The sequence below is a fragment of the Streptosporangium sandarakinum genome (assembly GCF_013409935.1).
In the GTDB taxonomy this organism is placed as follows: domain Bacteria; phylum Actinomycetota; class Actinomycetes; order Streptosporangiales; family Streptosporangiaceae; genus Streptosporangium; species Streptosporangium nondiastaticum.
In genome coordinates, this window is the sequence record NZ_JACCCO010000002.1 from 306,336 (window position 1) to 329,972 (window position 23,637).

Annotated in this window: 20 protein-coding genes; 9 read left to right on the forward strand and 11 right to left on the reverse strand. The window is 71.8% G+C overall.

Going from position 1 to position 23,637, the window contains the following annotated elements; genetic code table 11:
- Positions 1 to 12 precede the first annotated feature (12 nt).
- Positions 13 to 975: a hypothetical protein gene (locus tag HDA43_RS20075; protein ID WP_179823974.1), complete on the forward strand. Its 963-nt coding sequence runs from the start codon at positions 13 to 15 to the stop codon at positions 973 to 975.
- Positions 976 to 1,006: 31 nt separating this feature from the next.
- Here the strand turns inward: HDA43_RS20075 and HDA43_RS20080 are convergent, their stop codons facing one another.
- Positions 1,007 to 1,741 carry a Pycsar system effector family protein gene (locus tag HDA43_RS20080; RefSeq protein ID WP_179823976.1) on the reverse strand — a complete coding sequence of 245 codons (735 nt, stop codon included), beginning with the start codon at positions 1,739 to 1,741 and terminating at the stop codon, positions 1,007 to 1,009.
- A 446-nt stretch (positions 1,742 to 2,187) separates the two neighbouring features.
- Here HDA43_RS20080 and HDA43_RS20085 point away from each other — a divergent pair, with 446 nt between their 5' ends.
- The 3 genes from HDA43_RS20085 to HDA43_RS20095 all read left to right on the forward strand — a co-directional run bounded on the left by HDA43_RS20085 (position 2,188) and on the right by HDA43_RS20095 (position 5,535).
- The gene (locus HDA43_RS20085; protein ID WP_312873458.1) at positions 2,188 to 2,898 is read left to right on the forward strand and encodes a nuclease-related domain-containing protein; all 711 of its coding nucleotides are present in this window, start codon (positions 2,188 to 2,190) and stop codon (positions 2,896 to 2,898) included.
- Between the two features lie 176 nt (positions 2,899 to 3,074).
- Complete coding sequence (gene ilvD / locus HDA43_RS20090) at positions 3,075 to 4,913, forward strand: dihydroxy-acid dehydratase (protein WP_179823980.1); 1,839 nt, start codon at positions 3,075 to 3,077, stop codon at positions 4,911 to 4,913.
- 136 nt (positions 4,914 to 5,049) lie between these two features.
- On the forward strand, positions 5,050 to 5,535 hold the full coding sequence (locus HDA43_RS20095; RefSeq protein ID WP_179823982.1) for a helix-turn-helix transcriptional regulator: 486 nt from the start codon (positions 5,050 to 5,052) through the stop codon (positions 5,533 to 5,535).
- 177 nt (positions 5,536 to 5,712) lie between these two features.
- Here HDA43_RS20095 and HDA43_RS20100 read toward each other — a convergent pair whose 3' ends face one another.
- Genes HDA43_RS20100 through HDA43_RS20110 form a run of 3 tightly spaced genes read right to left on the reverse strand, consistent with a single transcriptional unit; the run spans position 5,713 to position 7,305 of the window.
- Positions 5,713 to 5,928 carry an FmdB family zinc ribbon protein gene (locus HDA43_RS20100; RefSeq protein ID WP_179823984.1) on the reverse strand — a complete coding sequence of 72 codons (216 nt, stop codon included), beginning with the start codon at positions 5,926 to 5,928 and terminating at the stop codon, positions 5,713 to 5,715.
- A gap of 15 nt (positions 5,929 to 5,943) precedes the next feature.
- Positions 5,944 to 6,765 (reverse strand): GNAT family N-acetyltransferase, encoded by an 822-nt coding sequence (locus tag HDA43_RS20105; protein WP_179823986.1) that lies wholly within the window; start codon positions 6,763 to 6,765, stop codon positions 5,944 to 5,946.
- A gap of 30 nt (positions 6,766 to 6,795) precedes the next feature.
- On the reverse strand, positions 6,796 to 7,305 hold the full coding sequence (locus HDA43_RS20110) for an HNH endonuclease (protein ID WP_179826253.1): 510 nt from the start codon (positions 7,303 to 7,305) through the stop codon (positions 6,796 to 6,798).
- A gap of 327 nt (positions 7,306 to 7,632) precedes the next feature.
- Between HDA43_RS20110 and HDA43_RS20115 the strand changes: the two genes are divergently transcribed.
- Positions 7,633 to 9,705: a prolyl oligopeptidase family serine peptidase gene (locus HDA43_RS20115; protein ID WP_179823988.1), complete on the forward strand. Its 2,073-nt coding sequence runs from the start codon at positions 7,633 to 7,635 to the stop codon at positions 9,703 to 9,705.
- Positions 9,706 to 9,795: 90 nt separating this feature from the next.
- Here HDA43_RS20115 and purU read toward each other — a convergent pair whose 3' ends face one another.
- The 3 genes from purU to HDA43_RS20130 form a co-directional block, all read right to left on the reverse strand.
- Entirely contained in the window at positions 9,796 to 10,650 is an 855-nt protein-coding gene (purU, locus tag HDA43_RS20120; protein ID WP_179823990.1) for a formyltetrahydrofolate deformylase, read from the reverse strand.
- A gap of 388 nt (positions 10,651 to 11,038) precedes the next feature.
- A complete protein-coding gene (locus tag HDA43_RS20125) occupies positions 11,039 to 11,533 on the reverse strand; it encodes a GNAT family N-acetyltransferase (protein ID WP_179823992.1) in 495 nt (164 codons plus the stop codon).
- Complete coding sequence (locus tag HDA43_RS20130; RefSeq protein WP_179823994.1) at positions 11,530 to 13,092, reverse strand: NsdA family TPR-like regulatory protein; 1,563 nt, start codon at positions 13,090 to 13,092, stop codon at positions 11,530 to 11,532. Before HDA43_RS20130 ends, HDA43_RS20125 begins: the two co-directional genes overlap by 4 nt.
- 442 nt (positions 13,093 to 13,534) lie before the next feature.
- Here HDA43_RS20130 and HDA43_RS20135 point away from each other — a divergent pair, with 442 nt between their 5' ends.
- From HDA43_RS20135 to HDA43_RS20150, 4 genes are all read left to right on the forward strand, one after another.
- Positions 13,535 to 13,717 carry a hypothetical protein gene (locus HDA43_RS20135; RefSeq protein ID WP_229812017.1) on the forward strand — a complete coding sequence of 61 codons (183 nt, stop codon included), beginning with the start codon at positions 13,535 to 13,537 and terminating at the stop codon, positions 13,715 to 13,717.
- A 573-nt stretch (positions 13,718 to 14,290) separates the two neighbouring features.
- Positions 14,291 to 15,166 (forward strand): mechanosensitive ion channel family protein, encoded by an 876-nt coding sequence (locus tag HDA43_RS20140; protein ID WP_246424466.1) that lies wholly within the window; start codon positions 14,291 to 14,293, stop codon positions 15,164 to 15,166.
- A 36-nt stretch (positions 15,167 to 15,202) separates the two neighbouring features.
- Positions 15,203 to 15,601: a globin gene (locus tag HDA43_RS20145; protein ID WP_179824000.1), complete on the forward strand. Its 399-nt coding sequence runs from the start codon at positions 15,203 to 15,205 to the stop codon at positions 15,599 to 15,601.
- A gap of 65 nt (positions 15,602 to 15,666) precedes the next feature.
- A complete protein-coding gene (locus HDA43_RS20150) occupies positions 15,667 to 17,196 on the forward strand; it encodes a glycoside hydrolase family 13 protein (protein ID WP_179824002.1) in 1,530 nt (509 codons plus the stop codon).
- 155 nt (positions 17,197 to 17,351) lie between these two features.
- On the opposite strand, the gene ettA is transcribed toward HDA43_RS20150, so the two are convergent.
- The 4 genes from ettA to HDA43_RS20170 form a co-directional block, all read right to left on the reverse strand.
- Positions 17,352 to 19,016, reverse strand: a complete 1,665-nt coding sequence (ettA, locus tag HDA43_RS20155) for an energy-dependent translational throttle protein EttA (protein WP_179824004.1) — start codon at positions 19,014 to 19,016, stop codon at positions 17,352 to 17,354.
- A gap of 10 nt (positions 19,017 to 19,026) precedes the next feature.
- Positions 19,027 to 20,340 (reverse strand): GGDEF domain-containing protein, encoded by a 1,314-nt coding sequence (locus HDA43_RS20160; RefSeq protein WP_179824006.1) that lies wholly within the window; start codon positions 20,338 to 20,340, stop codon positions 19,027 to 19,029.
- 578 nt (positions 20,341 to 20,918) lie between these two features.
- On the reverse strand, positions 20,919 to 21,788 hold the full coding sequence (locus tag HDA43_RS20165; RefSeq protein ID WP_179824007.1) for a single-stranded DNA-binding protein: 870 nt from the start codon (positions 21,786 to 21,788) through the stop codon (positions 20,919 to 20,921).
- A gap of 203 nt (positions 21,789 to 21,991) precedes the next feature.
- On the reverse strand, positions 21,992 to 23,635 hold the full coding sequence (locus HDA43_RS20170; protein ID WP_179824015.1) for a GTP-binding protein: 1,644 nt from the start codon (positions 23,633 to 23,635) through the stop codon (positions 21,992 to 21,994).
- Positions 23,636 to 23,637 lie beyond the last annotated feature (2 nt).

Sequence of the window (23,637 nt, forward strand, 5' to 3'; positions counted from 1 at the left end):
AAAGGTGATCAGGTGGAATCGGCGCGCGACCTTCTCGTCTCCCTGGCGCGGAGGTACGCCTTCGGCGACGTCGGGGCGCTCGCCCCGGAGGTGATCGGGGAGGCGGGCGCCGTCGAGACCGTGTGCGAGTTCGGCCAGCGGCTGCTCTCGCTCGACGCCGAGGACTTCGCGGCCGAGGCGCGCGGCGTACCCGCCGACCTGCGGCGGCGCGCGCGGGCCTGCACCATGCCCCAGACGCCCCGGGAGCAGCCGCGCGGCGCGCTCGCGTCGCTGCGCCCGGCCTACGGGCTGCTGCTGGAGGTGATCGCCGTCCGGTGGCACCGGCGCGAGCTGAGCTCCATGGTGGCCGCCCTGCACATCGCCAGCGAGTATCTCCCGCTGCTCGCCTTCGAGCCCGCGCTCGGCAACGCGGGCGACCCCGCCCGCTGGCCGGTGGGGCTGAGCGCGCCGGGCAGCAGGTTCGGCGTGATCGGCGACCGCGAGTGCGACCACACCAAGTCCGAGCAGTCGGCCGCCAACCGGACCCTGCGGGTGGCCGGGGAACCCGCCGAGGGGTGGCGGGCCTACTTCGACCGCCAGCACAGCCAGGTGGCGGGCGCCCTGGCCACCTGCGTGACCTCCTGCCGCAACCCCTGCACCGCGATGGACTGGGTCGGGCCCCACGTCCGCGACGACCTCGCCCTGCGCGCCCGGATGGCCCTGGCCTTCGCCGAGACGCCCCTCGTACGGCTGCGCCACGCCGCCCCGGTGGGCCACGGGTTCGGCGTCCCCTCCCCCGAGGAGGTCCTCGACGCCTGGGAGCGCAGCCGGGCCGTCCTGTCCAAGAACGACGTGGGCGCCGCGGCGTCCGCCGAGGACGGTTTCCCGCTGCCCGGCCTGCCCAGTCTGTTCTCGGCCGTCGCGGGCGTCCCGGTGGCGCCCTCGACGCTGCTGGCGGACATCGCCGCGCACCTGGCGGGCCTCCTGGAGCTCTGACCGGCGCGGACGTCCGCAGCCGGAGCCCCGATCAGAGCGGGCGTCCGCAGCCGTCCACCGGGTCGCAGCGCCAGGGCGGAGGCTCGGCCTGCCGTACGGGCGGCGGGGCCATGGGCCTGCCGGACAGGTCCCACGACGTCATCAGCTCGCCGGCCACCGCCGAGACCAGGCAGCAGGAGGCCGCGAGCAGCAGCAGGACCAGGCCCCGGTGGACGTAGCGCTGCTTGACGTCGGCGACGGCGCCGAGCCGGCCGGCCCGGCGCACCAGCCGGTCGACCTGGACCGTCGCGTCCCGGGCCCCGTCCCGGCCCGCGTCCCGGCCGGCGGTGCGGGCGCGCAGCTCGGCGAGGGCGCTCTCGGAGAAGGCCCCGGCCCGGGAGTCGTCGGCCGGGCCGGCGGCGCGCGGACCGGCGCGGAAGGCGCCGGCGGGGAACGCCCCGTCGGAGGACGGGCGCGGCGCGGACACCCGGGCCGAGTAGAAGCGGCGGCGCTCCACGGCCCGCGCGGCGAGGCGGGCGCTGTACGGCCAGAGCGCGGCGGCGAGCGTCACGATCGCCATCGCGCACAGGAACAGGCCCGCCCACCACAGCCAGCTCACCTCGGCCGGGAGGTCGCGCGGCGTCAGCCGGGCGGCCGTCAGCCCGCCGATGAGGGCCGTCCCGGCCAGGGCGGCGGCCCTGCGGTCCGCGCGACCACTCCTGTCGCGCGCCTCGGCCAGGAGGCCTGTGAGATAGGCGAACGCCTGGTCCGGCGCCTTTCGCACCATTCCCCCCGCGAAATATGAACGGCAGGGCCGACTCCGGCCCGACCCGGGCCTTTACCCGATATCGGGAAAGGAACGCATGTCATATCAGAAACCCGAGTACCACGTACCGGTTTCGGCGGACGCCGCGGTCCGGCACGGGGCTTCACCGGCGGCCGGGGCGCTAAGATCACGCACGTGCGCGCTGTCCGCGCGGCGGCCGGTGACACCGGGTTCTCTAGAGAGGAAATATGTAGATACCCGGTTGCCTGCGGCCCAAGCGGGCAATGACGGTCACAAAAGTATGAGAAACCCAATACTAGGCACCCCTGGGGGCGTCAGCTACCGTGAGTTACGTGGATTCCGGCCAGGTACCAGAAGACGGTAACAACGCGTCACCGATTTGGGTCAGTGACCGGTCGGCCGACGACAGGCCGGCGCCCCGACCCACCGTGCCAGAGCCCGAGCCCGTGCCCGTCAGGCGCGCCTCCCTGCGCGAGCTGTTCGACGACCCCAGGTACGGCCACCTGCGCCGGCGCGCGCTGATCGCCGTCATCGTGGGCGTCGTCGCGGGGGTGCTGCTGGCGAGCTGGCGGCTGGGCCTCACCGCCGCCGTGCTCGCGGCGATCGCCGACACCGTGGTCCGCGCCCGCTCGCACTCCACCGTGCCCGCCTGGCGGCGCGCCTCGGTCGCGGAACGGCGCACGGAGGCACAGCTCAAGGGGCTGGAACGGCGCGGCTACCGCACCCTGCACGCCCGGGCCATCCCGAGCAGCGAGGCCCAGATCGACCACCTGGTCGTCGGCCCCACCGGCGTCTACGCCGTCGACTCCGAGAAGTGGGACAAGCGCCTGCCGGTCCGCGTCCAGTCGCACCGCAAGCTGTTCCACGGCCCGTTCAACCAGAAGCCCCGCCTCGACGAGGCGCGCTGGGAGGCGGCCCAGGCGAGCGAGCTGATCGGCAAGGCGCTGGGCCGCGAGATCACGATCATCCCCTCCCTCGCCATCTACGGCCCGGCGATCCCGTGGAAGATCCTCAACGTCCGCGAGGTGGACGTCTTCGACGGCAGCCGCGTCCGCAAGTGGATCACCAAGCGGGAGCGGTCGCTGACCGCGGAGGAGATCGACATGATCTACCGCACCGCCGCCGAGGTGCTGCCCGCCCGTTACCCCGAGGACTGACCGCCCCCGGGCCCCCGTCACGCGCTTCTCCCCCCGGCCCCTCCCGTGAGGGGCCGCGGGACGCGGGACCGTCCCGCGTTGTGACACCTCCGTCTCGTGGAATGGACACGACGTCTCACGCACTGGGAGGTGGCCGTACCATTTGAGGACACGGTCGCGATGATGGGAGAAGCCTCATGCCCGCCCTCAGGTCACGTACGGTCACCCACGGCAGGAACATGGTCGGAGCCCGGGCCCTGCTTCGGGCGACGGGCGTGGCGGGCGATGACTTCGGCAAGCCGATCATCGCGGTGGCCAACAGCTTCACCCAGTTCGTCCCCGGGCACGTCCACCTCCGCGAGGTCGGCGACGTGGTGGCCGGGGCGATCCGCGAGGCGGGCGCGATCCCGCGCGAGTTCAACACGATCGCGGTCGACGACGGCATCGCCATGGGCCACGGCGGCATGCTGTACTCGCTGCCCAGCCGCGAGCTGATCGCCGACGCGGTCGAGTACATGGTCAACGCGCACTGCGCCGACGCCCTGATCTGCGTCTCCAACTGCGACAAGATCACCCCGGGCATGCTGCTGGCCGCCTTCCGGCTCAACATCCCCACGATCTTCGTCTCCGGCGGCCCGATGGAGGCCGGCAAGACGCCGGGCCGCAAGCTCGACCTGATCGACCCCATGGTGGCGGCCGCCGACGACAGCGTCTCGGACGCCGAGCTGCTGGAGATGGAGGAGAACGCCTGCCCGACCTGCGGCTCGTGCAGCGGGATGTTCACCGCCAACTCGATGAACTGCCTCGCCGAGGCCATCGGCCTGGCGCTGCCGGGCAACGGCACGATCCTGGCCACGCACACGGCGCGCAAGAAGCTGTTCGAGGACGCCGGGCGGCAGCTGGTGGAGATCACCCGCCGCTACTACGAGGACGGCGACGAGAGCGTCCTGCCGCGCAACATCGCCACCAGGGACGCGTTCGAGAACGCCATGGCGCTGGACGTGGCGATGGGCGGCTCGACCAACACGATCCTGCACATCCTCGCCGCGGCCCGCGAGGCCGGGGTCGACTTCGGCCTCAAGGAGATCAACGAGATCTCCCTGCGGGTGCCGTGCCTGTGCAAGGTGGCCCCGGCCACCTCCGAGTACCACGTCGAGGACGTCCACCGCGCGGGCGGCATCCCCGCCATCCTCGGCGAGCTGGACCGCGCCGGGCTGATCCACCGTGACGCGCGGTCCGTCTCCGGCGGGACCCTGGGCGACGTCCTCGACGCCTGGGACCCGTGCTCGGCGAACGTCCGGCCCGAGGCCCTGGAGCTGTGGCACGCCGCCCCGGGCAACGTGCGCACCGTCAAGCCCTACTCCCAGGACTCCCGCTGGGAGTCGCTCGACCTGGACCGGGCGGGGGGCTGCGTACGCGACCTGGAGCACGCCTACACCCGCGACGGGGGCCTGGCCGTCCTCTACGGCAACATCGCCGTCGACGGCTGCATCGTCAAGACCGCCGGGGTGGACGAGTCGATCTGGAGGTTCACCGGGCCGGCCGTTGTGTTCGAGTCGCAGGAGGAGGCCGTCGAGGGCATCCTCGGTGACCGGGTCAAGGCCGGGGACGTCGTGGTGATCCGGTACGAGGGTCCCAAGGGCGGGCCGGGCATGCAGGAGATGCTCTACCCCACCTCGTTCCTGAAGGGCAGGGGCCTGGGCAAGGCGTGCGCGCTGGTCACCGACGGCCGCTTCTCCGGCGGCACCAGCGGGCTGTCCATCGGCCACGCCTCCCCGGAGGCGGCCGAGGGCGGCCTCATCGCCCTGGTCGAGGACGGCGACCTCGTCGAGATCGACATCCCGGGCCGCTCGATCGAGCTGAAGGTCTCCGAGGAGGAGCTGTCGGCCCGCCGGCAGCGGCTCCTGGCCGAGCTGGGCGGCTACCGGCCGCGTGACCGCCACCGCCCGGTGAGCGCCGCCCTGCAGGCCTATGCCGCGCTGACCACCTCGGCCTCCACCGGCGCCTCGCGGGACCTGTCGCAGCTGTCGCGCTGATCGTCCCCGGTTTCCCCCCGGCGCCTCGCCGGGGTTGTCGCAGCCGTCGCTCCGACCTCGGAATCCTCTCGGATACGTCCCGTCGCATCCGAGAGGATTTTCGAAAAATGTCGGTGTTCGGACGTACCATGAAGACATGGCAAACGTCACGAAATCCCCTGCCAACCCGCTGACGACCGCCGAAATCGCCGCCCTCGCCCTGTCCCTCGCCCACCTCGGCTCGGGCCCGCAGGCCACCGCCGCCCGCCTCGGCCTGCGCCACGCGTTCGAACAGCTCCACCTCGACGACGAGGTCGTCGCCACCACGCTGGCGACCCTCACCGAACCGATGCCCGACGCGGTAGCCGACCGGGCCCGGACCATCGCGGCCGCCATCACCTCGCGCATGGTGGTCCGCCTGCACTACCGGGACGTGTCGGGCCGCATCACCGTCCGCGAGGTCGACCCGGTGACGTGCATGGTCCACCGCGATCACTGGTATCTCGTGGGCATGTGCCGGCTGCGGCGCGGCATCCGGGCCTTCCGGTTCGACCGGATCATCGCCACCGAGCCGACCTTCGTCCCCGCCCGGCCGCACCTCGCCACCGACTTCCTGCCCTTCCAGGGCAAGCGGGCGGCCTGACACCCACCGGCGCCGTCCCGCGGGCCCCGCGCGCCGGGGCCGCGGGAACAGCGCCCCGACGCCGCCCGGGGCGGTCCCTGCCGAGGGCCGGCCGCCCCGGGTTGCGTCAGGCGGAGCCGAGGCGGCCCCTCCGAGGGTGGACGGACCCCCGGGTCGCGTCAGGCGGAGCCGAGGCGGTCAGCCGCAGCAACCGCCCCCGCAGCAGCCGCCTCCGCCACCGGCGGGGCGGGAGGCGGCGCCGCCGGACGCGCCGGTGACGGCGACCGTGGACAGCAGCCTGACGGTGTCGTCGTGCCCCCGCGGGCAGGAGGCGGGCTCGTCGGAGCGGGCCATCGGCCGGGAGACCTCGAAAGAGGAGCCGCAGGAGCGGCAGCGGAATTCATAGCGCGGCATGGCACACAAGCGTACTCACGCGAACGCGACGGAGGCGTAGTCGGCGACGGGGACGTACCCGATCGCCTGATAGATCGCGTTGGACGTGGGATTGGCCAGGTTGGTGAAGAGCAGCACCTCGGTGGCGCCCCCGGCGAGCGCCCCGGCCGTCGCGGCGTGGGTGACGGCCGTGCCGTACCCGCGGCGGCGGAGGGCGGGCGGCGTGTAGACGGGGCCGATCCTGGACACGCCCGCGAGGGGCGCCGAGACCCCGGCGAACGCGACCGGCTCGCCGCCCACCTCCCACAGCAGGAACTCCTCCCGGGTGATCCTGCTGGCCACCAGCGGCGTCAGGTCGAACGCCACGGACTCGTGCTCCTCCTCCTGGAAGGCGGCGTTCCAGGCGACGAGCAGGTCGAGGTCGGCGGCGACGGCGGTGCGGGCGGCGCCCTCGGCGGCGGGCGACGGCGCGCGGAGGGTGCCGATCCGGTAGAGGCGCTCGGAGCGGCGCCCCGCCTCCGGCCGCCACCAGGCGGCGGCGAATGCCTCGGCCGCTTCCGCCGGCCCCGAGACGCCGGGCACCCGCCGCTCCGCCTCGATGAGCCGGGTGGCCAGGTCGCGCACGGCGTCGGCGGGGACGTCGGGGAGCAGCAGGGGGCGGGGCGGCGTCTGGCTCGCCGCCGCGACGACCTCGCCGCCCCGCTCCAGCCAGCCCAGCAGCAGGTCCTCGCCCCACAGCCCGGCGCGTATGGCGCGCAGGACCGTGAGCGGCATGGTGTTGCGGACCGGGTCGCGCAGCAGCAGCGGTTCCGCCGCCCTGGCGTACTCCTCGACGTCCGAGGTGAACGTCCAGGTCATCCGGCCGTCACCCCGTGGCCCCGCGAACGCTCACGCCGCGCTCTCCGCGAGATAGGGGGCCCACAGGGGGTCGCCGACGTTGTGCGCGCCGATCAGCCGCCAGTGGACGCCGTGCGGCACCACCGGGGCGACGCTGAGCGTCCATCCCAGCTCCTCCAGCATCCGGTCGGCCTTGCGGTGGTTGCACGGCATGCACGAGGCCACGCAGTTCTCCCACGTGTGGGTGCCGCCCCGGGAGCGCGGGATCACGTGGTCGATGGTCTCGGCCCGCTGGCCGCAGTAGGCGCAGCGGTGGTCGTCGCGGCGCATCAGCGCGGTCCGGGTCAGCGGGATCCGCGACCGGTACGGAATGCGGACGTACCTGCGCAGCCTGATCACCGAGGGCGCGTCGAGGATACGGCTCGCCGAGCGGATCACGGCGCCCTGCCCGTCACGGTGCACGACGTCGGCCTTCTCCCGCAGCACGAGCACGACGGCCCGGTGCAGGGAAAGCGTGGTCAGGGGTTCGTAGGTGGCGTTCAAGAGCAGGACCTGGCGCATCAGCGAGCATCTCCCGCCGCACACGTCGTCAGGGTCGTCATGTGAGAGGGCACGCCGTGGCGTACCCCGACTGGCGGCCCCTCCTGAGGCCCGGATGTTTCCGTCACGATGACCTCCGCCGGACGGCCCAGCGGATGGTCACCCCGGCGCCGTCCTTCACCAAGTTTGGCTTCTGCATCGTCGTTCCCGCCACCCATAAAAGGCTGGAGAGACGCCTGGTACGTTTTATGCCCGCATTACCAGTTTTTAACTCCTCTTCCGGCGCATCGGTTCCGCCCGGCGCGCTGGTGATGCCGGGACGCCGCCGGAGGTCGTAGGGTTCCTGCCATGACGCGACAGCCCTACCCTCCAGCCAGCCGTGACGACATCGTCGAGAACCTGCACGGCACCCCTGTCTCCGATCCCTACCGGTGGCTGGAGGATCCCGACGACCCCGCCACCGAGGGGTGGCTGGCCGCGCAGGAGAAGCTGTTCGCGGCCGAGATGAGCGCCCTGCCCGGACGTGAGGCGTTCCGGTCGCGGATCGCCGAGCTGCTCCGGTCCGGCTCGGTGGGGGCTCCGGTCTGGCGCGGGAACCGGGCGTTCTTCACCCGCCGCACCCCCGACCAGGAGCACGCGGTGCTCTACACCGCCGATCCCGGCGGCGCGGAGCGGGCGCTGTTCGACCCGATGGCGATCGACCCGACCGGGCTCACCACCCTCGACGCCTGGCAGCCCGACAAGGAGGGCCGTCTGCTCGCCTACCAGGTCTCGGTGGGCGGCGACGAGGAGTCCAGCCTCTACCTCATGGACGTCGCGACGGGAGAGCGGATCGAGGGGCCGATCGACCGGTGCCGCTACTCCCCGGTGGCCTGGCTGCCCGGCGGGGAGGCCTTCTACTACGTGCGCCGGCTCCCCTCCACGGAGGTCCCCGAGGGCGAGGAGCAGTTCCACCGCCGCGTCTACCTCCACCGGGTCGGCACCTCCACCGAGGACGACGTGCTGATCTTCGGCGAGGGGATGGAGAAGACCAACTACTACGGGGTGGCGGTCTCGCGCGACGGCCGCCGGCTGCAGATCTCCGCCTCCCGCGGCACCGCGCCGCGCAACGACCTGTGGGTGGCCGACCTGTCCGCCTCCACCCCCGACTCGCCCGAGCTGACCGTCGTCCAGGAGGGCGTGGACGCCCAGACCGCGCTGCACTTCGGCCGCGACGGCCTGCTGTACGTCTTCACCGACCGCGACGCACCGCGCGGCCGGATCTGCGTGACCGACCCCTCGGAGCCGCTGGCCGAGCAGTGGCGCGACCTGATCCCGCAGGACCCCGAGGCGGTGCTCACCGACTACGCGATCCTCGACGACCTCGACCGGCCGGTCATGCTCGTCGGCTGGACCCGCCACGCGATCAGCGAGATCACCGTTCACGACCTGGCGACCGGCGAGCGCGTCGGGGAGGTGCCCACGCCCGGCCTGGGCACGATCGGCGGCATCACCGAGCGCCCCGAGGGCGGCCACGAGGCGTGGTTCGGCTACACCGACAACACCACCCCGCCGACCATCCAGCGCTACGACGCCCGCACCGGCGAGACCACGCTGTGGGCCGCCTCCCCCGGCGTCGTCGAGGTGCCCGCCGTCCACACGGAGCAGGTGGCCTACCGCTCGGCCGACGGCACCGAGGTCCACATGCTGGTGATCAGCAAGCCCGGCGCCGAGGGCCCGCGCCCGACCATCCTGTACGGCTACGGCGGCTTCGGCCTGTCGATGTCGCCGGGTTACTCGGCCTCCATCCTGGCGTGGGTCGAGGCGGGCGGCGCCTACGCCATCGCCCAGCTGCGCGGCGGCGGCGAGGAGGGCGAGGAGTGGCACCGCGCGGGGATGCTCGCCAACAAGCAGAACGTCTTCGACGACCTGCACGCGGCGGCCGAGCACCTGATCGCCACCGGGATCACCACCCCGGACCGGCTCGGCATCTCCGGCGGCTCCAACGGCGGTCTGCTGGTCGGCGCGGCGCTCACCCAGCGTCCCGACCTGTACGCCGCCGTCGTCTGCTCGGCCCCGCTGCTGGACATGGTCCGCTACGAGCTGTTCGGCCTCGGCGCCACCTGGAACGTCGAGTACGGCTCGGCCGAGAAGCCCGACGAGTTCGCCTGGCTGCACGCCTACTCGCCGTACCACAACGTCCGGGAGGGCGTGTCCTACCCGGCGACGCTGTTCACCGTCTTCCAGTCGGACACCCGGGTCCACCCGCTGCACGCCTGGAAGACGTGCGCCGCGCTGCAGCACGCGCAGGCCGGGGACCGGCCGATCCTGCTGCGCAACGAGACCGAGGTGGGTCACGGCGCCCGCGCGGTGAGCAGGACCGTCGAGCTGGCCGCCGACCAGCTCACCTTCCTGGCCCACCACACCGGCCTGGCCGTCTGACGCGGCCCTCCCCCGGCTCTTCTCCGGCCCTCCCCCGGTCTCCGGCCCTCCCCGGGTCTCCCTGCGGGAGGGCCGGAACGACGGGCGGCCTCAGCGGGGGAAGACGATGGTCTTGTGGCCGTCGAGGAGGACCCGCTGCTCGCTGTGCCAGCGCACGGCGCGGGCGAGGACCTGGCACTCGACGTCGCGCCCGATGGCGGCCAGGTCGTCGGCGGAGTGGGTGTGGTTGACCCGCGCCACCTCCTGCTCGATGATCGGCCCCTCGTCGAGGTCGGCGGTGACGTAGTGGGCGGTCGCGCCGATCAGCTTCACCCCGCGCGAGTGGGCCTGGTGGTACGGCTTGGCGCCCTTGAACGACGGCAGGAACGAGTGGTGGATGTTGATCACGTTGCCGGCGAGCTTGACGCAGAGGTCCTCCGACAGCACCTGCATGTAGCGGGCGAGCACCACCAGGTCGGCGCGGTAGTGGTCGACCAGCGCCAGCACCTCCGCCTCCTGCCGGGCCTTGGTCTCGGCGGTGACCGGCAGGTGGTGGTAGTCGATGCCGTACGACTGGGTCAGCGGCCGCATGTCGGGGTGGTTGGAGACCACGGCGACGATCTCGATGTCGAGCAGGCCCGAGCGCGTCCGGTAGAGGAGGTCGTTGAGGCAGTGGCCGAACCTGCTGACCATCACCAGAACGCGCGGCTTGACGGCGGTGTCCCGCAGTTTGGGCTCCATGCCGAACTCCGGGGCGAGCGCGGCGAGGGCCGTACGGAGCTCGGCCTCGGGGACCGGTGAGGCGAACTGCACCCGCATGAAGAACCGCTGGGAGACGGGGTCGCCGAACTGCTGGCTCTCCAGGATGTTGCAGCCGTGCCCGGCCAGGAGACCGGAGACCGCGGCCACCACCCCGGGGCGGTCCGGGCAGGACAGCGTCAGCACGAACTCCGCCGCGGGACTCATCGGCGCCGCCCGCCCGCCCGCGCCCGGCCCACGCCGGTCCTGTCGACTCGCTCGCTCATCTTTCATCCCTGGAGGTCAGACCCTGAAGGTCGGATCGTACGGTGTCACCCTGCAGGGTACGGTGCCTCCGGGCCGGCAGGGGCGGATCATGGGTCTCCGCGCGCCTTCGCCGGAGCCGAGCCCGCGCCACGGCCGATGACGGTGGCGACGGGCCGGCTGCCTCAGCCCTCGTGGATGGCGCTGGCCGTGCCACTCAGCCGGACGGTGCCGGGCTTGTGAACGATGATCTTCTTCATCGTGACCCCATAGGAAAGGGACTACAGGTACGAGAAGCAAGTATTCCGGCGTGGCATCACGGGGCAAACATCAAATGCCGAAAGAGTCTGAATTAGTGCTGGTTCAACAAAGGAGTCACCGCTTCAACCAGTTCCTTTTCGCCATAAATCACCACACATCCCCCGTGTTCCTCGCGGCCGATCTCGCGCCAGCCGTACTTGCGGTACAGCTCGATCGCGGCGGGCTGGTTCAGTGTGGTGTCGCCGCGGAGCCGTGTGTAACCGAGCGCGATCGCCCGCGCCTCCAGCTCCGCGACGATCCTGGCGCCGAACCCGCGCCGCTGGAACTCCGGGTGCACCCGGATGCGGCACATCTCGGCGGTCCGGTCGTCGATACGGCGGAGGCCGCCCATGGCGACCACCCGCCCGCCATCGGACTCCCCGACCAGGAACTCCCCCCGATCCGCCAGGTAGATCTCGTTGATCCGCGGGAAGTCGTCCTCGTAGTAGACGCCGTCTCCCGGAGCCAGACCGACCTGCGCGAGGCAGATCTGGTGCAGCGCCCACACGGACTCGAGATCGGACCAGCGGTAGCGGCGTACCCTCACAGCACCTCGCCCGTGATCGGGGCCGTCACCGACGCGGTGCGCACCGCCTCCAGATACTCCTTGAGGGCGGGGTGGCCCGGGGCCCTGGTCTCGACCGCCTTGGCCACCTCGTAGGCCCGCTGCATCAGGATGTCGGGCCTGCAGCCCTCCCCCAGGCTCGTCAGCGCCGTCGTGGCGATCCGCAGCGCCTCCTCGACATCGCCCTCCAGCAGGCGGCACTTGGCCCGGTCGAGCTTGATGATCGTCGGGTCGAGCCAGTCGGACGGGCCGTACTTGGTGAGCGCCTGCTCCAGGATGAGGTCGGCCTCCATCGGCTGGCCCAGCCTGACGAGGGCGTCGCCCTGGTGGAAGTAGAGCTGGCGCTCGGTGTAGCCGAAGGTGGCGTCGTCCTGCTCGGAGGCGGTCATCTGGGAGAACGCCGCCCTGGCCCGCGACAGCGCCCGCTTGGCCTGGTCCACCACGTCCTTCTTGCCTCCGCCCGCCATCATCGCGAGCGCGCGGGCCTCGAAGACCGGGGCCATGGCCTGGGCCGCGCACGGCGTCTGTCCCGCCAGGTCGCGGCTCTTGCGCGCGAGGTTCAGCGCCTCACGCGGATCGCCGTAGTACAGCGGCACCAGCGCCTCCCGGGCGATGACCCAGGCTCGCAGCGCCCGGTCGCCGGTGTCGTCGGCGGCCATCCGGCCCGTCCGGAAGAAGGACCGGGCCATCCTGTGGTCGCCCAGGTTGACCATGATCATGCCGCTGAGACCGGCGAGCTGGGCCGCCATGCGGCACAGCCGTTCCTGCAGGTCGACGGGCTGGCGATGCTCCATGGCCTTGCGGACGGCGCTGAACTCCAGCAGCACGTCGCACAGCAGGCGCAGCGGCGGAGTGTTCATGTACTGCCGTCCGAAGCCGAGCGTGGCTTCCTCCCACTGGTCGAGCATCGCGGGTGAGACGGTGGCCGACACCAGGGTCTCGTCCATCCTCCTGCGCACGTTCTCGACCGATCCGAGCAACTGGCCGTCCAGCGTCACGCCGGCGCCGGCCAGGAGCTGTAATAGCGTCCTCCGTAGCACGTTCTCGTCCTCCTCGCCCCCGTTCGCGGAGGGGTCGCCGCCAGCCGGGCGGTTCAGCGGCTCGCGCGTCCCGGGGGAAGTGTCGGGTCTTCTGTTCTGGAGATCACTCCCGGCCACCACGGGCGCCCTGTGGTCGTGGCCGCAGATGCACGGGCCGTCGTAGCCGAGAGAGGCCGGTTCGACCCGGTAGGCGGAGCACAGGTAGTGGAGATACTCGGGACCGGGCCGCTTGAGCCCGCTCTCGTACGCGGACAGGAGCGTCTCGCCGATCCCCGGCGCCGCCTTGCCGTCGCGTTCGAACAGCGCCCGTATCTGCTCGATCACGTCGGCCAGCGCGACGCCGTGGGCGAGGCGATGCCCCTTGATACGGGTGGTCCCGAACTGCGGACCACACCTGTCGTAGATCTCCTCGGCGATCTGGGCGGGGGCCTGCCCCGCCGCCAGGCCACGGGCCCGGATCTGCCGCGCTAATTCCGTCTCCCTGTGTTGCCTGCCGGACATTCCGGCCCCTCTCTGATGGCCAGCCGGGCTGACTGGCGCACTTGACCGGTCCTCACCAGATGACACAGCGTGACTCTCACGTCGCACTGCGCCTACCGAGAATAATGACCCACGTTTGAGTTATTCGGAACGTGCAGATGAAGCCATTGGCTAAGGATCGTCCTCCACCGGACTGTTTCTTTCAACCCGCTTGGGAGAAGGCATATCCCGATCTTGTTTTTCCTACGTTGACCCTTCACGCCTGGTGAGTCATCTTTGGCCAACCAGCACCGATTCGCGCAGCTAAGCGAACCGGATTCGGTGCGGTACCGGCTGAAAAACAAGGAGGGACGAGGTGGGGGAAGACGACTTCGGACACCTGGAGCGATTGGTGTCAGAGCTTGACTCTCGAGGACTGCACGCGCGATTGGTGCGTACCCGGTCGGGCCGCCCCTTTGTCCGCGTGATCAACCCGAACGCGACCAGCCTGGCGGAGAACGTCACCTGCCGAGCGCAGCCGGCCACGGCCCCCCGCCCCCCGGACGTCTACTACTGGTGGTCCTGGGGAGAGCGGATGCACACGGTCGAGGATCCCGCGGGCGCCGCGACCAAGGTCGCACGCGTGCTCGCCGCGGTGGGAGAGTGACACCGGCGGCGGGCGGGGACGGGGTCGCAGCCGTCCCCGCCCGCCGCGCCCACCGCGGTCCGACGGGGGCGGCGGGGTGATCCGGTGCGGAGCGTCCTCGGACGCTGGGCACCCCGCCGACCTCCCCGAAACCCGCCGTGCAGGAGAGTCCGGCGCCCCCTTCCGCCGCGTCCCCTTACACGGCGCCCACGAAGCCACCGTCCGGACCCCTCCGGACGGAGGTCGGAGGGGTCCCTCCCAGAAACGGCACGGGACACGCTTCCGGGTGCGTGCCCCGGCCGAGCCGCCCGCCACCGGGTCGTCTCCGGATCGGCCCCCGCGGCTCCGATCCGGGCGTCCCCGTCTTCCCCGGCGCGATGTGACGGCGGCCGGATCGGTCGGCAATATGGACTGGCAACGCGAGTTGCCCGTTTCGCCGACCTATCCGATCCGGGAGGGATCCACTCCGTGTTCCTGCTCGCCCCCGCCCCCACTCCCACCCCGACACCCACCGGGGTGCCGGGAGTAGAGCAACTTCTCGACATGGCGAGTTTCAAAGGATGTGAGAACGGCGGGGGGCTAATCTGCAGTCTCATGCAGTCCGTCCTGCCCGACGCCTGGGCTCCCGCGGTCGCCGGCGCGATCGCCATCGTCCTCGTCGTGCTCGTCGCACTGGTCACTCGGAACGTGGCCAACCGCCTGATCACCCGGGTGGTGCGCCGCGCCTCCTCCTCCAACGGCTCCTCGATCGCCGGGCGGCTGCGCGGCAAGCAGAACATCCCCCTGGAGGGCCTCGACGCGGTCGCCGCCGAACGGCGCAGGCAGCGGGCCGAGACCATCGGCTCGGTGCTGCGGTCGGTCGCCTCGGTCGTCATCCTCGGCACCGCCGTGCTGACCGTCCTGGACCGGCTGTCGGTCCCCATCGCGCCCCTGCTCACCAGCGTCGGCATCGTCGGCGTCGCCGTGGGCTTCGGCGCCCAGGAGCTCGTCAAGGACTTCATCGCCGGCATGTTCATGCTCCTGGAGGACCAGTACGGCGTGGGCGACGTGATCGACGCGGGCGCCGCCGCCGGCACCGTCGAGGCGGTCACCCTGCGCATCACCCGGCTGCGCGACAACGACGGCCGGGTCTGGTACATCCGCAACGGCACCATCGTCCGGGTCGGCAACGAGTCGCAGGGGTGGGCCCGCGCCGTCGTGGACGTCCCGGTGGCCTACGCCTCCGACATCCCCGCGGTCCGCGAGCTACTCCAGCAGGTGGTCGACGACATGTGGAAGGACCCCGCCTACCGCGACGCCGTCCTGGTCGAGGAGCCGCAGGTCTGGGGCATCGAGCAGATCTCCGACACCGCGATCGTCTTCCGGATCAGCGCCAAGACGATCCCCTCCCGGCAGTCCGAGATCGCCCGCGAGCTCCGCCTGCGGGTCAAGTCGGCCCTGGACCGGGCGGCCATCCCGATCGCCGGCTGACGCCGCCCGGTTCCGGTGTCGCTTAGGCTTGGAGCCGTGTCCGCTATCCCCGAGGAATCACAGTCCTTCTACGACGCCGTCGGCGGCGAGGAGACCTTCCGGCGTCTCGTCCACCGCTTCTACGAAGGCGTCGTGGACGATCCGCTGCTGTGGCCGCTCTACCCCGAGGAAGACCTCGCCGGGGCCGAGGACCGGCTCAGCCTCTTCCTGATGCAGTACTGGGGCGGCCCGAACACCTACAGTGCGCAGCGCGGCCACCCGAGGCTGCGCATGCGGCACAATCCGTTCGTCATCGGCGCGGCCGAACGCGACGCCTGGCTGCGGCACATGCACGACGCGGTGGTCTCCCTGGAGCTTCCCGAGGAGCTGGAGAAGCGCCTGTGGGACTACCTGGTGTACGCCGCCCACAGCATGGTCAACGCACCGGGCGCCTGACCGAGGAGCGGTAACGTCCGGGTCTTCGACGCATAAACCACACCGGGCCAGGGCAATCCAAGCACATGGAAATCCCCTGGTGGCGTGATGCCGTCGTCTACGAGATCTATGTTCGCAGCTTCGCCGACGCCTCCGGAGACGGCGTCGGCGATCTGCCCGGTATAAGACAGCGTCTTCCCTACCTCGCCGAGCTCGGTGTGGACGCGATCTGGTTGACCCCCTTCTACCCCTCCCCCATGGCCGACGGCGGCTACGACGTCGCCGACTACCGCGACGTCGACCCGCTGTTCGGCACCCTGGCCGACTTCGACGCGCTCGTGACCGACGCGCACGCGCTGGGACTGCGGGTGCTCGTGGACATCGTGCCCAACCACAGCTCCGCCGAGCACCCGTGGTTCAGGGCGGCGCTGCGGGGTGAGGGCCGGGACCGCTACGTCTTCCGCGACGGCGGAGACGAGCCGCCCAACAACTGGCAGTCGACCTTCAGCGGCCCGGCGTGGACGAAGACGCCCGACGGGCAGTGGTACCTTCACCTGTTCGCACCGGAGCAGCCCGACTTCAACTGGCGCAATCCCGAGGTACACGCCGAGTTCCTCGACGTGCTGAGGTTCTGGCTGGACCGCGGGGTGGACGGGTTCCGCATCGATGTGGCGATGGGCCTGTACAAGGCCGAGGGCCTGCCCGACCTGCCCCCGGAGGACCAGGCGTTCCGGTCCGAGTCGCCGATCTGGGGCCGCCCCGAGGTGCACGAGGTGTACCGGGAGTGGCGCAAGGTCCTCGACTCCTACCCCGGGGAACGGATGGCCATCGGCGAGGTTTGGACCGACTCCGCCGAGGACCTCGCCCTGTACCTGCGCCCCGACGAACTGCACCAGAGCTTCAACTTCGCCTGGCTGGAGGCGCCGTGGTCGGCCACGGCCTTCCGGAAGGTCATCGGCGACACCCTGGCGGCGGTGACCGCTCCGACGTGGGTGCTGTCCAACCACGACGTGGTCCGCCACGTCACCCGGTACGGCGAGGGCCTGGTGAACTCCACGGCCGGCCTGGCCCGTGCCAGGGCGGCCCTGCTCGCCATGCTGGCCCTGCCGGGGTCGGCATATCTGTACCAGGGGGAGGAACTCGGACTCCCCGAGGTCAAGGATCTTCCCCCGGAGGCGCGTCAGGACCCCGTCTTCCGCCGCTCCGAGGGCTCGCTGCCGGGCCGGGACGGGTGCCGGGTGCCCCTGCCCTGGGCGGGTGCGGCCGCGCCGTACGGCTTCTCACCCGACGGGGTGGGGCCGTGGCTGCCGCAGCCGGCCGACTGGGCCGCGCTGACCGTCGAGCGGCAGGCCGCGAACCCGGGATCGACCCTGCACTTCTACAAGGAGGCGCTGCGTGCCCGGCGCGAACTGCGCGGCGCCCTGCCCGACGGGATCACCTGGCTCGACGCCCCCGAGGACGCCCTCGTCTTCACCCGCGGCCCGCTGACGTGCGTCCTCAACTGCGGCACCGAGCCGGTGCCGCTTCCCCCGCACGAGCACGTGCTGATCGGCAGCGCGCCGGTGGACGGCTATCTGCTCCCCCCGGACACCGCCGTCTGGCTGCACACGCCCTGACCCGGCGGGCCGTCCGGTCCGGACGCGCGAAGCCACCTCGGCGTACGAGGCGGCCCGGAGCCGCGAGGCGATCGGGTGCGTGAGGCGGCCCGAACACATGAGGCGGCCCGCCGCTCCCCGTACGGGGTGCGGCGGGCCGCCTCTGTCGTCCCGCGTCAGTCGCGGGTGAGCTTGCGGTAGGTGACGCGGTGCGGACGCGCCGCGTCGGCCCCCAGACGCTCGATCTTGTTCTTCTCGTAGTCGGCGAAGTTGCCCTCGAACCAGAACCAGTTGGAGTCGCCCTCCCACGCCAGGATGTGGGTGGCGATGCGGTCGAGGAACCACCGGTCGTGGGAGGTGATGACCGCGCAGCCCGGGAACTCGAGCAGCGCGTTCTCCAGGCTGGAGAGCGTCTCGGTGTCGAGGTCGTTGGTGGGCTCGTCCAGCAGCAGCACGTTGCCGCCCTGCTTGAGGGTCAGCGCCAGGTTGAGCCGGTTGCGCTCGCCGCCGGACAGGACGCCGGCCTTCTTCTGCTGGTCGGGGCCCTTGAAGCCGAACGCGGCGATGTAGGCGCGCGACGGCATCTCCACCTGGCCGACCTTGATGTAGTCGAGCCCGTCGGAGACGACCTCCCAGACGTTCTTCTGCGGGTCGATGCCGCCGCGGCTCTGGTCGGCGTAGGAGATCTGGACGGTGTCACCGATGACGATCTGGCCGCTGTCCGGCTTCTCGCTCTCGGTGATCATCCGGAACAGCGTGGTCTTGCCGACGCCGTTGGGGCCGATGATGCCGACGATGCCGTTACGCGGCAGGTCGAACGTGAGGCCCTCCATCAGCACGCGGTCCCCGAAGCCCTTGGTGAGGTTCTCGGCCCGGATGATCGTGGTGCCCAGGCGCGGGCCCGGCGGGATCTGGATCTCCTCGAAGTCCAGCTTCCGGTGCTTGGCGGCCTCGGCGGCCATCTCCTCGTAGCGCTGGAGTCGCGCCCGGCTCTTGGTCTGGCGGGCCCGGGCGTTGGAGCGGACCCACTCCAGCTCCTCCTCCAGGCGCTTCTTGCGCTTGGCGTCCTTCTGGCCCTCCAGCTTGAGCCGGGCGGTCTTGGCCTCAAGGTAGGTGGAGTAGTTGCCCTCGTAGGCGTGGCAGCGGCCGCGGTCGAGCTCCAGGATCCAGCCGGCCACGTTGTCCAGGAAGTAACGGTCGTGGGTGACGGCCAGGACGGTGCCGGGGTACTTCTCCAGGTGGGACTCCAGCCACTGGACGCTCTCGGCGTCGAGGTGGTTGGTGGGCTCGTCGAGCAGGAGCAGGTCGGGCTGCTCCAGCAGCAGCTTGCACAGCGCGACCCGGCGGCGCTCACCACCGGAGAGCATGGTGACGTCGGCGTCCGGAGGCGGGCAGCGCAGGGCGTCCATCGCCTGTTCGAGCTGGCTGTCGAGGTCCCACGCGTTGCGGTGGTCGAGGGCGTCCTGGAGCTTGCCCATCTCCTCCAGCAGCTCGTCGCTGTACTCGGTGGCCATCAGCTCGGCGATCTCGTTGAACCGGTCGAGCATGGCCTTGGTCTCGGCGACGCCCTCCTCGACGTTGCCGAGTACGGTCTTCGACTCGTTCAGCGGGGGCTCCTGCTGGAGCATGCCGACGGTGAAGCCGGGCATGAGGCGGGCTTCACCGTTGGACGGCTGGTCCAGACCCGCCATCATCCGCAGCAGCGTCGACTTTCCGGTGCCGTTGGGGCCCAGGACGCCGATCTTGGCGCCCGGCAGGAACGACAAGGTGACGTCGTCGAGGACGACCTTGTCGCCGTGCGCCTTGCGCACGCGCTGCAGTGTGTAGATGTACTCCGGCATGACTTCTAGCTTAGGGCCTTTCGGGCTTTGCTAGGGGCGGCCGGGGGCCGGGGCCGGTGGGCCGGGGAACCACGGCGGCCGGAAGGCAGATCCGGTCGCGGCCCATCTCCTTGGCCTGGTAAAGAGCGAGGTCCGCGGCGGCGAGCAGCTCGATCAGGTCGTCGCCGTGCATGCTCATGATCGCGACCCCGGCGGAGATCGTCACCGTGACGAGGTTGTCGTCGGCCGGGACCGCCATCCGCCCGATGCGGGACCGCAGCCGCTCGGCCACCCTGCGCGCCTCGGTCACGTCGGCCCGGGGCAGCAGGACGACGAACTCCTCACCCCCGAACCGGCCCACCACGTCGTAGTCCCGCAGCTGGCTGCGGATGGTCGAGGCGACGCCGGCCAGCACCTGGTCGCCGACCAGGTGGCCGTAGGTGTCGTTGACCCGTTTGAAGTGGTCGATGTCCACGATCAGCAGCGCCAGCGTCTCACCCGTGCGGCGGGCCCTGACGATCTCGGTGTCGGCCTCGCGCTGCCAGGCCGCCGCGTTGAGCAGGCCGGTCTTGGGATCGGTGCGGGCCGCGGCCTGGAGCTGGGCGTGCAGCAGGCTGCGCTGGAGCAGCATCACCGGCGGCAGCGCCAGCACCAGCAGGGCGAGGTTCAGCCCGCAGGTGATGGCGACGAGGATGCCGACGCAGAGTTCGACCACGTCGAGCAGCAGGTTCTCCCGGTTCCACAGCACCTCCCGCCAGCGGCTGTCGGGTGCCGCCGCGTGCGCGGCGACGGCGATCAACGCGGTGTTGAGCACCGTGAACAGGGCGGCGCACCCCACGGCGACGAGGATCGGCACCCCGGCCCCGGTGGTCAGCGCGCTCAGGTCGCCCACGACGGAGTGGAACAGCACCGAGGCCGAGCATCCGGCCAGGCCGATGGCGGCCGAGCTGAAGACCCGCCGGTAGGCCACCGTCTCGCGCACGCGCTTCTGCAGCAGGATCTGGAGCGGGATCGGCGACAGGAGCGCGTACACCGGAGGCAGCAGCAGCGCGACGGGCAGCCACCAGGCCGACAGCAGGTCACGCGAGACGCCGGCCGGCATGCCGAGCCTGCGGGTCGCCTCGATGCAGACGGCCCCGCACGCCATCAGCGCGGTGAAGGCGAGCACGTCGTGCCAGCGGAAGACCGTCGAGACGGCGAAGAAACCGATGGCGAGGAGATCGAGCGCTACGATCGCGCAAAGGTAGACGACCAGCGAACGGTGCTGCCCAAGCAAGGGCCAGCGATCAGCCAAGGCCGCCACACCGTCACGCGGTTTGACCGAGGTGTGACCGGGTGCCGTCATGTCGCCCCCTTCTCCGACTAACGATGTGTAACACGATAGTTGCGGAGTGTGCGGCGCGCGACGGGAACCGCTACCTTGAGCGGGTGGGCGCGTGTCCCGGCGGCCCACGAGTGAAAGGACCCGCTCCCCGCCGAGCGGGCCATGTGGGAAAGGAGCAGCCATGCTGCGGGGTGTGACCTGGACCTGACAGGTGCTCCGGCATCTGGCACGGGCAAGACCATCGGGCCGTCTCCACCGGCGCCACCGCCCTCCCGGCGAGGCACCGGCCGCGTCCGGCCGATGCCCCCTCAGCCCTCGGGTCTCCCGAGGGACACCGCCCGGCACCGGAAGCCCGCCGCAGGAACCTCGTCATACGAAGAACACCTCTTCCAGGCCGGAGCACCTTCGCTCCGGAACACCCGCTCAGCAGGTGTCACACCCCCGGGCGGCCGGGACACCCTCTCCGCCGGCATCGCCCCCGGACGGAAACCCCCATCCGAACACCCACCCGGCCGGCGTCACCCCGGACCGGAACACCCACCCGACCGGTCGGCCGGTCAGCCGGTCGGCATCGCCCTCAGGCCGATCCGGTCACCGCTTCAGGCCGCCGCGCGCACCTCGACGGGCCACGGCGTCTCGTCCGTCTCCTCCGGGACCGGTGACTCCCGCCTCGGGGATCTCCGCCCCGAGGGCCTCCGCGCGGCCTCGCCGGGCCTCCCCTCACCGGTCCGCCCCGCACCGGCGCCCTCTCCTCCGGGCCGGTCCGCACCGGCACTCCCCTCACCGGCCCGCTCCGCCGCGGCCCCCGCGGCGGCCTCCCCAGTGGCGGTCCCCTCCGCGCCCGTCCCCCCGGTCGCGTCGCGGACCGCCGGACCCTGGCCGCCGGCGGCGCCGTCGCCGGACCCGACCAGTGTGAGAGCGCCCGGCGCGGACACCGCCGCAGGGTCCGGGTCCGGGGCGGACACCGCCGCGGCATCCCGGACGGATCCCGCGGGGACGCCGGGGACGGGCGTGGCCGCGGGGGCCGCCAGGCCGCCCATGGCCCAGTCGTGCGTCCCGTGGTCGAGCTCGCTCCGCTCGTCACGGCCCAGCGACGGGGCGATCCCGCCCCGCATCGGCTTGGTGAAGCTCCCGAGGCCCCAGCGCAGGTCGTGCCCGAGCGAACTGGCCTCCACCTCGGGCATGAAACGACGCTCGCCCTCGTGGACGAACTCGCGGATCCGCAGCCGCCCCTGCACGACGATCGGCTGGCCGAGCCGTACCGACTGGGCGACGTTGTCGGCGAGCCCGCGGAAGCAGCGGACTCCGAAGTATGTCGTCTCGCCGTTGCACCACTGCTGGTTGTCCCTGTCGAAGTAACGGCTGGTCGAGGCGACCTTGAGCGAGGTGACCCGGCTCCCGTCGGGGAAGGTGTGCTGGCGCGGCGGGGCCGCGACGTTGCCGGTAAGCGTGATCTGGATGTCGTTCATCGTGATCTCCCGTGAAGGCGGGCGGGCTGCCCGCGACCTGAAGACACGATGGCCCGCGCCGCCACCGGCACGGGCCGCCGAACCCCGTTCTGTGGACAGCCGCGCGAACACGCCCAGGCCCTGTGGAAAACCCCGGCCCCGCGGGAAACGCCGCTCGCCGTACCAAGGACCCGAAGGGCCGCGAAAGGCTCGAAGGCCGGGTGTCAGCCCTGGACGCCGCGCATGGCTGCGTAGAACTCGTTGTACCTGGCCAGCTCCCGCTCCACCGGCTCGATCACCAGCTCTCCGGCCACCGCGGCCACCCTGCGGCGCATCTCCCGCTCCAGGCGTTCCCGCTCGTTCTCCGCCCGCATCGCGACGATGTTGCGGGCGGCCGTGGCGGAGAGCACGCCGAGCCCCAGGACCGAGAACACCATCAGCCCCACCCACGGCAGCGAGGCCGCGTCCGCGAAGAACTCCAGCGCCGCGGGCGGCTTCCCCACGCCGAACACACCGTAGGCGAGAGCCGTGCCCGCCCAGGCGAGACCGGCCACGAAGAGCAGGACGAGCAGGTACTGCCAGATCCGCACCAGCCGCCACCAGGCGGGAACCCGGTCGAGGCGCGGCGCCACCTCCGACAGCTCCTCGGAGAGCACCCCGGGAAGCCGGTCCGCGTGGGAACGCGCCGCGTCCCTGATCCCGTTGCGCCACGCCTCGTGCATGCCGGTGGTCAGGCCGTCGGCCAGGGCGTGCACCGCGTTGTCCACCTCGGCGGGCTGGGCGCTGACCGCGCCCCCGGCCAGGCCGCGGATCTCCTCCTTCAGGCCGCCCAGACGCAGGCTGCTCAGCGGGTCGGGCCGGAGCCTGGCGGCCCAGCGGGCGTACGGCCAGCCCAGCCACTCAGCCGCCCGCACGCCGTACACGTTCTCCATGGCCTCCCCGACCGCGGGCACGCCGACCGCGTCGCAGAGGGCGTCGGTCAGGCCGATCCTGCGGGCCTCGTCGACGGACGCGGGGGCGGCGGGGGCCTCCTCGGTGGGCATGGCCTTCGTCAGCCGCGCGGTGAGCCGGTCCAGATCCGCCTCGATGCGCTGGACCGCGGCCCGGCGCCTGGTGACGGTCCCGGCGAGGACGGCCTTCAGCTCGTCCACGCCCTCCCCGGTGAGCGCGGAGGCGGTGACGATGACGGGGTCGGTGACCCCTTCGCGGCGCAGCAGTTCCGCCAGGTCGGAGACGCACTCGGCCCGCTCCTCCGGCTCCAGGCGGTCGACCTGGTTGAGCACGAAGATCGTCACCGCGTCGTGCCCGGCCAGCTCGGTGACGTAGCGGCGGTGGGTGGAGGCGTCGGCGTACTTCTGCGGGTCGAGCACCCACACCACGAGGTCGGCGACCTGGATGAGCCGGTCGGCCTCGGTGTCGGTGAGCGCCCGGATGGAGTCGTGGTCGGGCAGGTCGAGCAGGATCAGCCCGTGCAGCCGGCCCTCGCCCCGGTCCAGGGCGCTGGCCCTGGCGAAGCGGTGCCGCCACTGGACCTGCAGCCAGTCGAGCAGCGGACCGGCGCCGTCCAGGCCCCACACGCAGGCATGGGTGCGGGCCGTCGTGGGGCGGCGGACCCCGGTCGGCGACAGCTCCAGGCCGGAGATCGCGTTGAACAGGGTCGACTTGCCGCTTCCGGTGCCCCCCGCGAGCGCGACCACGGTGTGCTCGGAGGAGAGCTTGAGCCGGTCGCCGGCGCGCAGCAGCAGCTGCCCCGAGCCGGTGAGGAGCTCGGAGTCGACTCTGCCCGGTCCCAGCTCCACGACCCGGGCCAGTGCGGCGAGCCGGACGCCGATTCCCTGCCGGGTCCTGGTGGTGCCAACGGTGGTCATCG

Bases quoted from the DNA above. Each gene is read 5' to 3' on its own strand.
- HDA43_RS20080 (WP_179823976.1), bottom strand. From the start codon at position 1,741: ATGGTGCGAAAGGCGCCGGACCAGGCGTTCGCCTATCTCACAGGCCTC.
- ilvD (WP_179823980.1), top strand. From the start codon at position 3,075: ATGCCCGCCCTCAGGTCACGTACGGTCACCCACGGCAGGAACATGGTC.
- HDA43_RS20095 (WP_179823982.1), top strand. From the start codon at position 5,050: ATGGCAAACGTCACGAAATCCCCTGCCAACCCGCTGACGACCGCCGAA.
- HDA43_RS20100 (WP_179823984.1), bottom strand. From the start codon at position 5,928: ATGCCGCGCTATGAATTCCGCTGCCGCTCCTGCGGCTCCTCTTTCGAG.
- HDA43_RS20105 (WP_179823986.1), bottom strand. From the start codon at position 6,765: ATGACCTGGACGTTCACCTCGGACGTCGAGGAGTACGCCAGGGCGGCG.
- HDA43_RS20110 (WP_179826253.1), bottom strand. From the start codon at position 7,305: ATGCGCCAGGTCCTGCTCTTGAACGCCACCTACGAACCCCTGACCACG.
- HDA43_RS20115 (WP_179823988.1), top strand. From the start codon at position 7,633: ATGACGCGACAGCCCTACCCTCCAGCCAGCCGTGACGACATCGTCGAG.
- purU (WP_179823990.1), bottom strand. From the start codon at position 10,650: ATGAGTCCCGCGGCGGAGTTCGTGCTGACGCTGTCCTGCCCGGACCGC.
- HDA43_RS20130 (WP_179823994.1), bottom strand. From the start codon at position 13,092: ATGTCCGGCAGGCAACACAGGGAGACGGAATTAGCGCGGCAGATCCGG.
- HDA43_RS20140 (WP_246424466.1), top strand. From the start codon at position 14,291: ATGCAGTCCGTCCTGCCCGACGCCTGGGCTCCCGCGGTCGCCGGCGCG.
- HDA43_RS20150 (WP_179824002.1), top strand. From the start codon at position 15,667: ATGGAAATCCCCTGGTGGCGTGATGCCGTCGTCTACGAGATCTATGTT.
- ettA (WP_179824004.1), bottom strand. From the start codon at position 19,016: ATGCCGGAGTACATCTACACACTGCAGCGCGTGCGCAAGGCGCACGGC.
- HDA43_RS20160 (WP_179824006.1), bottom strand. From the start codon at position 20,340: ATGACGGCACCCGGTCACACCTCGGTCAAACCGCGTGACGGTGTGGCG.
- HDA43_RS20165 (WP_179824007.1), bottom strand. From the start codon at position 21,788: ATGAACGACATCCAGATCACGCTTACCGGCAACGTCGCGGCCCCGCCG.
- HDA43_RS20170 (WP_179824015.1), bottom strand. From the start codon at position 23,635: ATGACCACCGTTGGCACCACCAGGACCCGGCAGGGAATCGGCGTCCGG.